We start from the raw sequence: 14206 nt of genomic DNA, 5'->3' as shown, positions 1-14206 counted from the left end.
ATCTTTTTCAAGGAATAAATTTGCGAAGTCATTATAATACAGACTTGGGAATTTCCCATGTTGGTCAAAGCGTTAAACTTTGCGGTTGGGTAAATAGCTACCGCGATCATGGTGGAGTTATTTTTATAGATTTAAGAGATAGAAGTGGTATTATCCAACTTGTTTGCGATCCAAATGATAGCAAAGAAGCTCATGAAATCGCTTCCAATGCAAGAAATGAATTTGTACTTATTGCAGAAGGTGCTATTCGTCCGCGTGGCGAAGGACTTGTAAATCCTAAATTAAAAACAGGAGAAATCGAAGTAGTTGTTTCTAAACTTACCATAGAAAATGAAAGTGCCGTACCTCCTTTTGCTATCGCCGATGAAAGTGTAAATGAAGAATTACGCTTAAAATATCGCTTTTTAGATTTAAGAAATCCTAAACTTTATGAAAATTTTGCCTTGCGTTCTAAAGCTTGTATAGCAGCTAGAAATTCTTTGGCAAATATGGGATTTTTAGAAGTTGAAACCCCTATTCTTACCAAAGCTACTCCCGAAGGCGCAAGAGATTATCTCGTGCCTTCTCGTGTGCATCAGGGTGAATTTTATGCTCTTCCACAAAGCCCTCAGCTTTTCAAACAACTTTTAATGTGTAGCGGTTTTGATCGTTATTTTCAAATCGCAAAATGTTTTAGAGATGAAGATTTAAGAGCTGATCGCCAACCTGAATTCACACAAATTGATGTTGAAATGAGTTTTTGCGAACAAAAAGATGTAATCAATGTAGCTGAAACTTTTTTAAAAGATATTTTCAAAGCTTGCGGCAAAGAAATTCAAACCCCTTTTAGACAAATGCAATACAAAGACGCTATGGAGAATTATGGCTCTGATAAGCCGGATTTAAGATTTGATCTTAAATTTATTGATGTGATTGATATTTTTGCTAAGTCAAATAATGAAATTTTTGCAAATATTGCCAAAGATACAAAGAAAAATCGCATCAAAGCCATACGCGTTCCAAAAGGCGATACTATTTTTTCAAAAAGACAAATGCAAAGATTTGAAGAATTTGTGCGTAAATTTGGTGCTCAAGGCTTAGCTTTTATACAAGTTAAAGAAGATGGACTTAAAGGTCCGCTTTGCAAATTCTTTAGCGAAGAAGATTTAAATGAGCTAAGCAAACGCTGTGAACTTGAAGTAGGAGATGTGGTATTTTTCGGTGCAGGAGCTAAAAAAACCGTGCTTGATTATATGGGAAGATTTAGAATTTTCTTAGCCAACGAGTTAAATCTTATAGATCCAAATGCCTTAGAATTCTTATGGGTTGTTGATTTTCCTATGTTTGAACAAAATGATGATGGAAGTTATTCTGCGATGCACCATCCTTTTACCATGCCAAAAAATATCGATGAGACTGATTTAGAAGAAATTTCATCTATTGCTTATGATGTAGTGTTAAATGGCGTTGAGCTAGGTGGAGGTAGTATAAGAATCCATAAAAACGATATTCAACAAAAAGTATTTAAACTTTTAAATATCGATGAAGAACAACAAAAAGAAAAATTTGGCTTCTTACTTGATGCTTTAAGTTTTGGTGCTCCACCACATGGAGGTATCGCTATAGGACTTGATAGACTCATCATGCTAGTTACAGGAGCAAACAGCATAAGAGAGGTTATAGCCTTTCCAAAAACCCAAAGAGCGCAATGCTTAATGACAGATGCACCATCGCCTGCCAGCAATGAAGCAATGAGAGAATTAGGAATCAAATTAAGGGAGAATATAAAATGAAAGAATTGTTTTTAATCATAGGTGCACCAGGTAGTGGAAAAACTACCGATGCTAGTTTAATCGCACAAGCAGATGCGACAAATATCACACACTATTCAACAGGAGATCTTTTAAGAGCTGAAGTAGCAAGTGGGAGTGAGCTTGGAAAAACTATAGATAGTTTTATATCCAAAGGCAATCTTGTTCCTTTAGATGTTGTTGTAAATACTATAGTTTGCGCACTAAAAGCTGCTCCAACTAAAACTATTATCATCGATGGCTATCCAAGAAGCGTAGAACAAATGATGGAATTTGACAAGGTTTTAAGTGAGCAAAATGAAATTTGTCTTAAAGGTGTTATAGAAGTAAGAGTAAGCGAAGAAGTTGCCAAAGAAAGAGTTTTAGGCAGAAATCGTGGTGCAGATGATAATGAAGAAGTGTTTTATAATAGAATGAAAGTTTATACAGAACCTTTAAATGAAATTTTAGATTTTTATCAAAAGAAAAAACTTCATTTTATTATCGATGGGGAACGCACTATCGAACCTATTGTTGCAGACATGAAAGAACTGATTAAAAAAATTCAAAGTATATAAGGAGAAAAAATGGATTTAAGCAAAATCAAAATCGGAGATATTCCAAATAAAATCAATGCCGTAATTGAAATTCCATACGGATCAAGCATCAAATACGAAATCGATAAAGATAGTGGTGCTATCATGGTAGATCGCGTTATGGCTAGTGCGATGTTTTACCCAGCAAACTATGGTTTTATTGCCAATACTTTGGCTGATGATGGTGATCCTGTGGATATTTTAGTGCTTAATGAATATCCTATCCAAGCTGGAGCCGTGATTCCTTGCCGCTTAATTGGTGTTTTAATCATGGAAGATGAAAGCGGAATGGATGAAAAACTTCTTGCAGTTCCAAATTCAAAAATAGATGCAAGATATGACAATATAAAAACTTACACAGATTTACCACAAGCAACTTTAAATAAAATCAAAAATTTCTTTGAAACTTATAAAATTTTAGAGCCAAACAAATGGGTTAAAGTACAAGATTTTAAAGATGAAAAAGCTGCAATTGAAATTTTAGAAAAAGCAATCAAAAACTACAAATAATCCTAGCCCTTCAAAGGGCTAAACTCAAGGAAAACTCGCAATGAAAAATATCGTTTTAGGTGGTGGTTGTTTTTGGTGTGTTGAAGCCGTATTTGAACGCCTAAAAGGTGTAATCGATACTGAAGTTGGATATAGCGGAGGAAATCCAAATCCTAGCTATGAAAGCGTGTGTAATGGTGATGGTAACATAGAAGTTGTCAAAATAAATTACGATGAAAAACAAATCTCTCTTCTTGAAATCTTAACACTCTTTTTTAAAATTCATGATCCAACAAGTATAGATAAACAAGGTGGAGATATTGGTATACAATATCGCTCAATAATCTTTTACGAAAATGAAGAAGATAAAATTTTAGCTCAAAATTTCATCGAAGAACAGCAAAAAATATTTAGCAAAAAAATAGTTACTAAAATTTCAAGATTGCAAACTTACTACAAAGCTGAAAACTATCATCAACATTATTTTATAAATAATCCCAATCAAGGATATTGTCAAGCTGTAATAGTTCCAAAACTGCAAAAAATACAATCAGACTAATTTCATCTTTTTAAGGTTAAAAAAATTTCAACTTTATTCACAGCCTTTTCACGCTGTGATTTTCTTTTCAAAGTACTTAAAAATAGAACTTTAAGCTTTAAAATAAAGAAAAAATTATTTATTGTTTTTTAAGTTTTTTTATGAATTTGTATTTAAATGTGAATAATTTTATCAATTAACATAATTTCCTAAGCTTAGCTATAAAAAATCCATCATAGTCTAAGCTTGGTAAAATCCGTCTGCATTTTGAAATTTCAGCAAATTCTTCACTTTGCCCTGCTTTAGCCTCAACATTTTCCAAATCAATATCTAAAAGCTCTAATTTAAACTCGCTTTTTAAAGCATTCTCTATCACTTCTTCATTTTCTTCTTTGGTAAAGGTGCAAGTACTATATACAAGCTCTCCGCCTATTTTTAATGCCTTTAAAGCAGAATGTAGAAGTTTTTTTTGAGTTTTTGCAATATTTTTGATTTCTTTATAACTTTTTTCCAAATCAAAACCTATTTTAGCAAAAGTTGAACAAGGTGCATCAAGTAAAATTTTATCAAATTTTAAAGGACATAAATTGCCTATATTTTTACCATCTTTCATAAAAACTTTAGCAATCACGCCGTAATTTTTAAGATTTTTTTGCAAAATAAAAAATCTATCCCTACTCATCTCATTGCAAGCTAAATAACCTGTATTTTGCATAAAATTTGCAAGATTGATACTTTTACCACCCGGAGCTGCACACATATCAAGAACACTTTGCCCTGCTTTAACTTCTAAATTTAAAGCACACAAATAAGAAGAATAATTTTGTATATAAAAGTGCGCCTCATTAAAAGCTTTCATAGAACTTAAGATAGCCTTATCTTTGGCGTCAAACAAATAACAATAAGCGTTGATCTTTTTAAATTTTAAATTTTGTTTTAAAAATTCTTTTTCTAATTCTTCAATGCTGGTTTTTAAAGCATTTGCAAATACACAAACATTTTTTTCTTGAGTAAAAGAAGATAAAATATTTTGCATTTCATCTTTGGTATAAAGTTTTTCTATTCTAGAGAGCAAAATAATCCTTTATCATGATAAAAGCGGATAAAGAGTCTAATTTACCATCTTTTTTGCGTGTATTGGCTACACCGTATCCTAAAGCTTCTTTACTTGTTCCACTTTCATCTACAAAGCAAATTTCTTTATCAAATTCAAGCAAAGAAACAAAATGCTTAATGCGTCTTGTCATTTCTTCTTCGCTTGATCCACCCTTAGGAATGCCTACAATGAGTAAAGAAATTTCATGTATTTTAAGTAAATTTTTGATTTCATTGGCGGCTTGATTGCGATTTTTTCTTAAAACTGCATCTAAAGGCAAAGCGATCTTTTTATCTACGCAAAGCGCTACACCTATGCGTTTTAAACCTACATCTAAAGCCAAAGCTCTCATACTAAAACCCTTATAAAAAGCCCTTCTATGGAAATTTTTCCCTCAAGTTCGTATTCATAAACTTTTTGTCCATAAATTTTTAAAGCCTCATCAACACTCACACCTTTTTTACAAAACTCTAAAAGTTCATCTTGATTTGTATCTATACTTGCAAACTCACTTACAAATTCTTTGAAATCACAAATCAATTTTGCTTTATTTTCTTTTAAAAGCAAATTAGTTGCTGTGCTTTCTCCTAGTCTTTGCGGTAAAACATATAAAGGTTTATTGAGTTCTAAAGCAAGTTTTGCACTTTGCATAGAACCACTTTTTATATCTGCTTGTGCAACTACAACGGCCTTACTTAAAGCAATAACCAAACGATTTCTTAGTAAAAAGTCATAATTTTTTGGCAAATAATCATCTTCGTATTCGCTTAAAGCCAAAGCATTTTCATAAATTTGTTTAATGATTTTTTCATTAGTTCTTGGATAAATTTGATCTAAACCATTAGCAAAAATACCTATAGTATTTGGCATAGCCGCCACACTTGCGGTGATATCCACACCCAAAGCACCGCCACTTACCACACAAAGATGAGCATTTTTAAGCATACTCGCTAAAGAAAAAACACAATTTTTCGTATAAACACTCATACGCCTTGAACCTATAATAGCGATTTTATCTTGTTTTAATAAAGATAAATTTCCTTTATAGTGTAATTTTTTAGGAGGCTTTTTTAAATCTTTAAAAAGTTCTAAAAATTCATCAGGCAAAATTTCACTTGCCATAAATTTCACTCAAATACACAAGATCAACGCCTTTTAACAAATCCTTACTTTGCTCTAAAGCTTTAAAAGTATTTTTCCTAGGATGTCCTATGGCTATAACAAAACCTTTTTTTTGTGCAAGTTTTACTGCACTTTCGAGTTGTTTTTTAACATAATTAACATCATCCTCATTATCCAAAAACACATCTCTTTGTATATAAGGCATACTGAGTTCTTTAGCGATTTTATTTGCCTTAGAATTTCCTATAGTTTTAGAATCTACAAAAAATATATTTTGATTTTTTAAAGCCTCGTAAAGCTTTCTCATAGCTTCTTCATTGCTTGTAAATAAACTTCCTGTGTGATTATTGATATATCTTAAATCCTTAAAATCTTTTTTAATTTGCTTGATTTTTTTAAAAATTCTTTCTTTGCTATCATTTGGATTTAAAGTATCAAGCTCGGGTTTATTGTAATTAATCGCTGCTAAAGGTAAATGCACCATATAAAAATCAAATTTTAAAGCAAGTTTTGGCGTTTCGCTATGGTTTTTATCTGGCGGGAAAAAAGAAGGATTTAACTTTAAATTTAAAGCTTTTAAACCTCTAACCTGACTTGCATTTGCCATATCATCGATAATAATAGCAAGTTTTGGTTTTTTAGAAATTTTATTTAAATGAATATCTTCATCAAAAGTTAAATTTTGATCTTGAGTTAAATTTGTATCTTTTGGAATAAAATTGTGTTCCAAACTCTGATTTTGTTCTAAACTTAAATTCTGCTCTACATTGCTTAAATTTTGCTCATTTAAACTTATATTTAAATCATCAATTTCTTGAATTTTTTGCTCTAAAATACTTACAGATTTATTATTATCAAACTCATTCTCTTGAAAAATACCAATTTCATAATGATCTTTATTTGATGAAATTAAATCTTCTTGTTTATCAATAAAATAATCCGGCTTAACAGAAGAAACATCTTGGGAATTTTGATATTTTACTAAAATTCCCAAAGCTAAAGCTATACAAAGTAAAAAAAGTATAGCTATGATTAAATAACGCTGAATTTGAACTAATTTTTTCTTTGACAATGTTTAGTTCTTATCTTTATCTACTAATTTTTTAGCACTGATCCAAGGCATCATCGCACGCAAATTACGCCCTGTTTTTTCTATCAAAGAATCATTCATATTTTTGCGTTCTGCATGCATTCTAGCAAAACCTGCACGGCGTTCTAAGATAAAATCTTTTGCAAAAACACCATTTTGTATATCTTTTAAAACACCTTTCATCGCTTTTTTAGTCTCTTCAGTAATAATCTTTGGCCCTGTAATATAATCGCCGTATTCTGCAGTATTTGAGATAGAATAACGCATATCTGCAATACCACCTTGATAAATCAAATCCACAATGAGTTTCATTTCATGCAAACACTCAAAATAAGCCATTTCAGGTTCATAACCTGCTTCAACCAAAGTCTCAAAACCTGCTTGAATCAAAGCACTAAGCCCACCACAAAGCACAGCTTGTTCACCAAAAAGATCTGTTTCTGTTTCGGCTTTAAAGGTTGTTTCTATAATACCTGTGCGTCCGCCCCCAATCGCACTTGCATAACTTAAGGCTAAATTTTTAGCATTTTTACTTTCATCTTGATGGATGGCTATTAAACAAGGAGTTCCACCTCCTAAAGTAAATTCATTTCTTACTGTATGTCCTGGTGCTTTAGGTGCTATCATGATAACATCTATACCTTTTGGAGCAACAATTTGACCATAGTGGATATTAAAACCGTGCGCAAAAGCTATAGCCTTGCCTTCACTTAAATTTGGTTTTATTTCGACATTAAAAATATCTGCTTGAATTTCATCAGGAGCTAAAATCATAACCACATCTGCTGTCTTAGAAGCTTCACTTACACTCATTACTTCAAAACCAGCATTTTTTGCTTTAACAGCACTTACACTACCTTCACGAAGTCCGATAATTACATTTACGCCATTATCTCTTAAATTCATCGCATGAGCGTGTCCTTGAGAGCCAAAGCCTATAATTGCTACTTTTTTTGATTTGATTAAATTTAAATCACAATCTTTATCATAATATACTGTAATAGCCATATTCACTCCTTAAAAATTCAAAAATTAAAGGTATTATTATAGCAATTAAAGTATAAATTTCATATTTTTTTTATAAACTTTATGTAAGAATTTTACAAAAAATCATAAAGTATCAAAAGTGAAAGAATTTTTAAACAGTCTTAGTTATGGCATTAGCTCTCATGAAGTAAGCAATGAATTTAAACAAATTTTAAGAGAGCTTTTAGCTAATCATATCATCAAAGAACACAAAAACAAATACTATCTTAACAATGGTTTTGCCTTTGGAGTACTTGATATTTCAAGCAAAGGCACAGGTTTTTTACAATGCTTTGATGAAAGTTTTAAAAAAGATCTTTTGATAGAAAACAAAAACCTAAAAGGTGCAAACTATAAAGATATAGTCGCGGTAAAACTTCTACCTTTAAAGAAAAAACGCCCCAGTGCAAAGGTGATTTTGGTTCTAAAAAGAGCCAATGAAACCTCTTTAGTGATCACCAAAAGGTATGGCGAAGCCGTGCTTGGAATGAATATCAAAACAGGATTAAGCACTGCCTTAAAAGCTTCTCAAAAATCTTTAAAAGCACTACCTTTAGGGACAATTTTAAAAATAGAAAATGAAAATAACAATATCATAGAAGTTTTAGGACATATCGATGATGAAAGCGTAGATGAAAAAATCTCCCTAGCTCTTTTTAATAAAAATAACGAATTTAGCGACGCTTGTATCAAAGAAGCTCTAGCAAACGGCGATAGTGTTGATGCGAGTATGTATGAAAATCGCATGGATTTAAGAGCCTTGCCTTTTTGCACCATAGATCCTATACATGCAAAAGATTTTGATGATGCGATTTATTTTGACATCCAAAAACGAGAAATTTATGTAGCTATTGCTGATGTTAGCGAATATGTTTATGCTTATAGTACTATAGATAAAGAAGCAAGAAATCGTGGATTTTCTATTTATTTTCCACATATTGCTATACCTATGCTGCCTCATCCTTTAAGTGAAAATATCTGTTCTTTAAAACCTCATTTAGATCGCTTAGCGTATTGTTTTAAAATCACACTCGATCATGAAAATAAAGTCATCAAAGAAGAACTTTTTGAAGGTATTATCAACTCAAAACGCCGTTTTAATTACGATGAAGTTGATGAAATTTTAGTACAAAAACCTGATTTAAAAGAGCTTTCATGGCTTTATGAGCTTTTTGAAATCACAAAAAATTTACGCAAAATGCGTCTTAAAAATGCCTTTGAATTTCGCACCGAAGAATTAAGAATGAATCTAGATGAAAACTTAAGTCTAAAAAGCACAGTTTTTGAAAAAGACACACCTTCGCATAATTTGATCGAAGATTGTATGCTTTTAGCCAATAAAGCCGCAGCAAAACTCATAGATATAGGCGTTTTTAGAAATCACTTAAGCGCTGATGTAAGAAAAATCGATAAGCTTTTAAATGAATTACGCGAACTCGGAATCGATGTAAATTTTAAGCCCAATCTTCCTGAACTCATACGAGACATACAAGCTTTAGCCGATGAGTTAAATTTAAGAGCAGAAGTAGATAAACTCATCATCAAAGCACAAAAAAAAGCGGAATATTCTAGTGTAAATGCGGGACATTTTGGCTTAGGTTTTGATAAATACTCACATTTTACAAGCCCTATAAGAAGGTATTCTGATCTTATTTTACACAGACTTTTAAAAGCCAAACAAAAAAACGATGAAAAACTTTTTAATTATCTACTTTTAAACATAGAAAGCACTTGCGAGAATCTTAGCACACTTGAAAGAGAGGCGGATAAGGTTGCTTTTGATTTTATGGATAGAAAATTTGCTAGATGGGCGGCTAAAAATATAGGCAAAAAATTTAAAGCTTTAGTTGTGCAAAATGATGGAGTTTGCATAGCTAAACTAGATGATGAAATCAAAGGAGCAGATATAATCCTTTATGATACGCGTGTAAATTTGCTAGAAAGTGTTGAAGTGCAAATCATGGAAGCAGATATAGTTATGGCAAAAATTTATGCTAAAATCACCCAAAGACTCATAAAGGAAGAAAATGTATAGAAAAGAGCTTCAAACCTTACTTTCTAAAGATTCAATACCTAATTTTTTCTTTCTTTATGGAGCAGATAATTTTCAAAGCGAACTTTATGCTGAATTTATAAAAGAAAAATATAAGCCCGATGAAACTTTAAAACTTTTTTTTGAAGAATACAACTTCACTCGTGCAAGTGATTTTTTAAGTACAGGATCGCTTTTTAGTGAAAAAAAATTACTAGAAATCAAAACTTCTAAAAAAATTCCAACAAAAGATCTTAAAATTTTAGTAGATCTTTGTAAAAACAATACGGACAATTTCTTTCTTTTAGAGCTTTATGATGAAAACTCAAAGCAAAGCGACATAGAAAAAATTTTCTCTCCTCATTTTGTAAGATTTTTTAAAGCTAACGGAGCTAGAGAAGGCGTGGAGCTTTTAAGTATAAAAGCAAAACAACTAGGGGTTGAAATCACTCAAAATGCTTTGTTTACCCTTTTTACAAGTTTTGATGAGAATTTATATCTTGCTGCGAGCGAGCTTAATAAATTTAGTGGTTTAAGAGTAGATGAAAAAACCATAGAACAATACTGCTATAGTTTGAATACAGGAAGTTTTGAAAGCTTTTTTGAGAAAATTTTAAAAAAACAAGACTTTAAAAGCGAACTTGAAAAAATTTTAGATAATTTTAATGAAATTGCTTTAATCAACTCTTTGTATAATTCTTTTTATCGTTTGTTTAAAATCGCACTTTATGCTAAAGTCAATGGTAAAATTGACTTTAAAGATCTTTTAGGCTATACTCCACCTCCTCAAGTGGGACAAAATTTAAGCTCTCAAGCCTTTAGTTTAAAAATCGAACAATATAAAGAAATTTTCACTCTTTTGCTTAAAAGCGAATACGAGCTTAAAACCAATTCTAAGCTCGTAAAAAAAGAATTTTTGATTTCAAATTTACTTAAACTTGCAAGGATTTTGAAAAGCTAACTTACTCCATCACAAGTCGCATAAGGTGTAAGTCCTCACCTTGTGTGATTTTATATTCTATACTTTGACATTTAGGACACTTAAAAACATTTTCTTCTAAAATACTTGTTTGATCACATTTTAAGCATAAAATTTCAAGCGGGGCAAGTTCTATAAAAAGTTTAGCATTTTTACAAATATTTGAGCTTTCTTTAAAAGTTTCAAAACAACGCTTAAAAAGATCCACTTCTATACCGCTTAAACGCCCAATTTTTACATAAATTTCTTGCACATTGCAAACCTTATTGTTTAAGGCATTTTCTTCGCAAAGTTCGATTAAAGATTCTACTATACTTAATTCGTGCATTAGCAAATTCTTGGCAAAAGTTCGCCTTTAGGGCTTTCTAAAAAGCGTTTTGCCCCATAAGCGTTTTGTAAGATCACGCGTGCTTTTTTCTCTTCTAAAACTTCTCCTATAATACTCGCATTTGCATTGTATTTTTTTAGAATTTCTAAGGCTTTTAACTCATCTTCTTTTTCCACGCAAAGTATAAAAGTGCCTTCATTTGCAAGCTCATAAGCTTCATAACCAAAAAGCTCACAAAGTCCTAAAACCTCATCTTGAACGATGATTTTTTCTTCAAAGATCAAAAGATCATTTCCGCTTTGCTTTGCCCACTCATTTAAAACCGCACTAAGCCCCCCACGAGTAGCATCTCTCATGGCTACAACCTTTATATCTTTTTCTAAAAGCTCTAAAACCTCTTTATCTAAAGCCTTACAATCACTTTTAATATCAGCTTCTAGCTCATTTCTTTTGATTAAAACACTAGCTCCATGCCTTCCTATATCGCCTGAAAGAAGTATGCTAAGCCCTGCTTTGATATTTTTACTTTCTTTTTTAGAAATAATTTCACCTAAGGCTGTAGTGTTGATATAAATTTCATCTGCCTTACCCTTAGGAACAACTTTAGTATCACCACAAACCAACATAACTCCACATTTTTCACATTCTTCTTTAATGCTTTTTAAAATGCGTTCTAGTTTTTCTAGCTCAAAACCTTCCTCTAAGATAAGCCCTAAACTTAGATATTTTGGCTTAGCACCTACCATCAAAATATCATTAACAGAACCACAAACACAAAGTTTGCCTATATTAATCCCTTCATCTAAAAAAATCGGACTTAAAACAAAAGAATCCGTGCTTAAAGCCAAATTTCCCAAAATTGCCGCATCATTATTTGCGTTTAAAATTTCATTATCAAAGATCTTAAAAAGCTTAGCTAAAAGCTCATTCATCTCTTCTCCGCCACCTCCGTGGGCTAAGGAAATATTTTTCATACATTCACCTTTGAGTATTTATAATACGCCGCACAAGCACCCTCGCCAGAAACCATACAACTTCCTATAGGACTTCTTGGCGTACAAGCCTTGCCAAAAACTTTACAATCATAAGGCTTAGCCAAACCTCTTAAAATTTGCCCACAAATACAGGCTTTGCTTTCATTTTTACTTTGCACCGTACAATCAAATTTTTTACTCGCATCATAGGCACTAAATTCTTCTTTTAACTCCAAGCCTCCATCTTTAATAAGTCCTAAGCCACGAAATTCAAAATCACACACTCTAAAGTATTTTTTTACTAAATTTCGTGCTTTAACATTGCCTTCTTTGCTTACAGCTCTTTTGTATTGATTATACACTTTAAAAGTGTCTTCATTGCTTTGTTTTATGATATTTAACACACTTTCTAAAATATCAACTGGCTCAAAACCACTCACCGCTATAGGGGTTTTAAATTTTGCCGCTAAAGGCTCATAAATACCATAACCTGTTATTACACTCACATGAGAAGGGCCTAAAAAAGCATTGATTTTTACATTTTCATCATTCATGATCGCTTCTACAGGTGCTGGAACTGTGATATGATTGATATGAAAAAAGACATTATTTATTTTCTCTTCTATAACCTTTTGAAGAAGTAAAGCGCTCATAGGCGTAGTGGTTTCAAAACCTATAGCAAAAAAGATGATATTTTTGTTTAAATTTTGCTTAGCGATTTCCAAAACCTCAAGTGGAGAATAAAGCGCTCTAACATCAGCCCCTTTAGCTCTTAAATCAAGCAGAGAAATTTCACTTCCAGGCACCCTTAAAAGATCTCCTAAAGTACAAAAAATCGTATCTTTCATAGAGGCTAGTTTAATAGCTGTATCAATGCGAACTCTTGGCATAACACAAACAGGACATCCTGGCCCATGGATAAAGTTAATTTCCTTTGGTAAAATAGAAGGCAGGGCATATTTCATGATACTATGCGTATGCCCACCGCAAATTTCCATGATGTTAATAGGATTTTTAAGTTCTTGTTCTATGAGTTTTTTTAAAGCTAAAATGCTTTCTTTATCTCTAAATTCATCGATGAAATTCATTTAAACCCAAATCTCCCTCATCACTTTTTATCTCTCCACTATTCATTTTTTCTACTATTTCTTGATAGGTTTTAATGCTTTCTAGCGCAGCTTCTTTGTCGATTTTTTCCATAGCAACGCCTACATGGATTAAGACATAATCGCCTTGTTTTAAAGGCTCATCAATCAAATCCAAATTAACTTTTCTTTTCACACCTAAAGTTTGTACTAAAGCATTATTTAACTCATCGATTTCCAAAATTTCAGAAGGTATAGATAAACACATTAAAAAAGCTCCTTTTTAAGTTTAAGCACCTTATACCAAAGCTCCATATTAGTGCCATTTTTTGCATCAAGAGTGATAATATCTGCTCTAGGATTTAATTCTTTAATCAACTTAGTTGCCTCTTTAACATCAAAATCAAAATGATGAGCCAAATCTGCCTTTGTGATTAAAACTATATCAGCCTTTTTAAACATCACAGGATATTTTTGCGGTTTATCACTTCCTTCAGTTACCGAAAGCAAAACTACATTTAAATGCTCTCCTAAATCATAACTTGCAGGACAAACTAAATTTCCAACATTTTCTATAAAAAGCAAATCCACATCATCAATGGCTAAATGATGCAAAGCTTCATGCACCATAAAAGCATCCAAATGACAGCTTTGCCCTGTAGTGATTTGATATGCCAAAGCTCCAGCATTTTTTACTCTTAGGGCGTCATTATTGGTTTCTAAATCCCCTTCAATCACAGCGATTTTAAACTCATTTTTCAAAGCCTTAATCGTGCTTTCTAAAAGAGTGGTTTTTCCACTACCTGGAGAACTCATTAAATTAATACAAAGCGTGTTAGCTTCATTAAAATGCGCTCTATTGTGCTTAGCTTCTTCATCATTTTTGCTTAAAATTTTAGAAATCACTTCTATGGTTTTACTTTCTTTTAAGCTTGGATTTTCATGGTGGTGATCATGATGATGATCGTGCGTATGGTTTGAATTTATAGAACAGCCGCAATCTTTACACATTTTCTTTCCTTTTATATTTTTTGTTTCATTTTAACCTTAAAAGCATTAAAAAATTATGAGTTTTTAGAATA

Annotated in this window: 16 protein-coding genes; 6 read left to right on the top strand and 10 right to left on the bottom strand. The window is 31.9% G+C overall.

Translation table 11 applies throughout. The features are described 5' to 3' along the window. The first annotated feature begins 20 nt into the window (after window positions 1–20). Genes aspS through msrA form a run of 4 tightly spaced genes read left to right on the top strand, consistent with a single transcriptional unit; the run spans window position 21 to window position 3413 of the window. Complete coding sequence (gene aspS / locus ELQ07_RS04635; RefSeq protein ID WP_002854803.1) at window positions 21–1772, top strand: aspartate--tRNA ligase; 1752 nt, start codon at window positions 21–23, stop codon at window positions 1770–1772. Further along, entirely contained in the window at window positions 1769–2347 is a 579-nt protein-coding gene (locus ELQ07_RS04630; RefSeq protein WP_002855137.1) for an adenylate kinase, read from the top strand. Before aspS ends, ELQ07_RS04630 begins: the two co-directional genes overlap by 4 nt. A gap of 9 nt (window positions 2348–2356) precedes the next feature. Beyond that, window positions 2357–2875 (top strand): inorganic diphosphatase, encoded by a 519-nt coding sequence (gene ppa, locus ELQ07_RS04625; protein WP_002855031.1) that lies wholly within the window; start codon window positions 2357–2359, stop codon window positions 2873–2875. A 40-nt stretch (window positions 2876–2915) separates the two neighbouring features. Beyond that, on the top strand, window positions 2916–3413 hold the full coding sequence (msrA, locus tag ELQ07_RS04620; RefSeq protein ID WP_002876697.1) for a peptide-methionine (S)-S-oxide reductase MsrA: 498 nt from the start codon (window positions 2916–2918) through the stop codon (window positions 3411–3413). A 175-nt stretch (window positions 3414–3588) separates the two neighbouring features. Here the strand turns inward: msrA and ELQ07_RS04615 are convergent, their stop codons facing one another. Genes ELQ07_RS04615 through ilvC form a run of 5 tightly spaced genes read right to left on the bottom strand, consistent with a single transcriptional unit; the run spans window position 3589 to window position 7708 of the window. Continuing rightward, window positions 3589–4428 carry an RsmB/NOP family class I SAM-dependent RNA methyltransferase gene (locus tag ELQ07_RS04615; protein WP_083262324.1) on the bottom strand — a complete coding sequence of 280 codons (840 nt, stop codon included), beginning with the start codon at window positions 4426–4428 and terminating at the stop codon, window positions 3589–3591. A gap of 28 nt (window positions 4429–4456) precedes the next feature. Then, complete coding sequence (ruvX, locus tag ELQ07_RS04610; protein WP_002856861.1) at window positions 4457–4840, bottom strand: Holliday junction resolvase RuvX; 384 nt, start codon at window positions 4838–4840, stop codon at window positions 4457–4459. Further along, window positions 4837–5610 (bottom strand): DNA-processing protein DprA, encoded by a 774-nt coding sequence (locus tag ELQ07_RS04605; RefSeq protein ID WP_070295605.1) that lies wholly within the window; start codon window positions 5608–5610, stop codon window positions 4837–4839. Before ELQ07_RS04605 ends, ruvX begins: the two co-directional genes overlap by 4 nt. Further along, window positions 5600–6682 carry a divergent polysaccharide deacetylase family protein gene (locus tag ELQ07_RS04600; protein WP_070295604.1) on the bottom strand — a complete coding sequence of 361 codons (1083 nt, stop codon included), beginning with the start codon at window positions 6680–6682 and terminating at the stop codon, window positions 5600–5602. Before ELQ07_RS04600 ends, ELQ07_RS04605 begins: the two co-directional genes overlap by 11 nt. 3 nt (window positions 6683–6685) lie before the next feature. Next, window positions 6686–7708, bottom strand: a complete 1023-nt coding sequence (gene ilvC, locus ELQ07_RS04595; protein WP_002921147.1) for a ketol-acid reductoisomerase — start codon at window positions 7706–7708, stop codon at window positions 6686–6688. Window positions 7709–7826: 118 nt separating this feature from the next. Here ilvC and ELQ07_RS04590 point away from each other — a divergent pair, with 118 nt between their 5' ends. Beyond that, window positions 7827–9761, top strand: coding sequence for a ribonuclease R family protein (locus ELQ07_RS04590; protein ID WP_134224798.1), 1935 nt, complete (start codon window positions 7827–7829; stop codon window positions 9759–9761). Then, a complete protein-coding gene (gene holA, locus ELQ07_RS04585) occupies window positions 9754–10719 on the top strand; it encodes a DNA polymerase III subunit delta (RefSeq protein WP_052835103.1) in 966 nt (321 codons plus the stop codon). Before ELQ07_RS04590 ends, holA begins: the two co-directional genes overlap by 8 nt. A gap of 1 nt (window position 10720) precedes the next feature. On the opposite strand, the gene hypA is transcribed toward holA, so the two are convergent. From hypA to hypB, 5 genes are read right to left on the bottom strand one after another with little or no spacing between them, the layout of a single operon-like run. Next, window positions 10721–11065 (bottom strand): hydrogenase maturation nickel metallochaperone HypA, encoded by a 345-nt coding sequence (gene hypA / locus ELQ07_RS04580; protein WP_134224797.1) that lies wholly within the window; start codon window positions 11063–11065, stop codon window positions 10721–10723. Then, entirely contained in the window at window positions 11065–12039 is a 975-nt protein-coding gene (gene hypE / locus ELQ07_RS04575; RefSeq protein WP_052835099.1) for a hydrogenase expression/formation protein HypE, read from the bottom strand. The genes hypA and hypE overlap by 1 nt, the downstream gene beginning before the upstream one ends. Further along, window positions 12036–13127, bottom strand: a complete 1092-nt coding sequence (gene hypD / locus ELQ07_RS04570) for a hydrogenase formation protein HypD (RefSeq protein WP_134224796.1) — start codon at window positions 13125–13127, stop codon at window positions 12036–12038. The genes hypE and hypD overlap by 4 nt, the downstream gene beginning before the upstream one ends. Then, complete coding sequence (locus tag ELQ07_RS04565) at window positions 13111–13392, bottom strand: HypC/HybG/HupF family hydrogenase formation chaperone (protein WP_002776342.1); 282 nt, start codon at window positions 13390–13392, stop codon at window positions 13111–13113. The genes hypD and ELQ07_RS04565 overlap by 17 nt, the downstream gene beginning before the upstream one ends. After that, a complete protein-coding gene (gene hypB, locus ELQ07_RS04560; RefSeq protein WP_052835097.1) occupies window positions 13392–14135 on the bottom strand; it encodes a hydrogenase nickel incorporation protein HypB in 744 nt (247 codons plus the stop codon). Before hypB ends, ELQ07_RS04565 begins: the two co-directional genes overlap by 1 nt. Window positions 14136–14206: the final 71 nt, after the last annotated feature.

Origin of the sequence: Campylobacter sp. US55 (assembly GCF_004378955.1) — a bacterium.
Lineage (GTDB): Bacteria > Campylobacterota > Campylobacteria > Campylobacterales > Campylobacteraceae > Campylobacter_D > Campylobacter_D jejuni.
The sequence above is the reverse complement of the archived record's forward strand: the minus strand, read 5'-3'. Positions and strand labels throughout refer to the sequence as shown.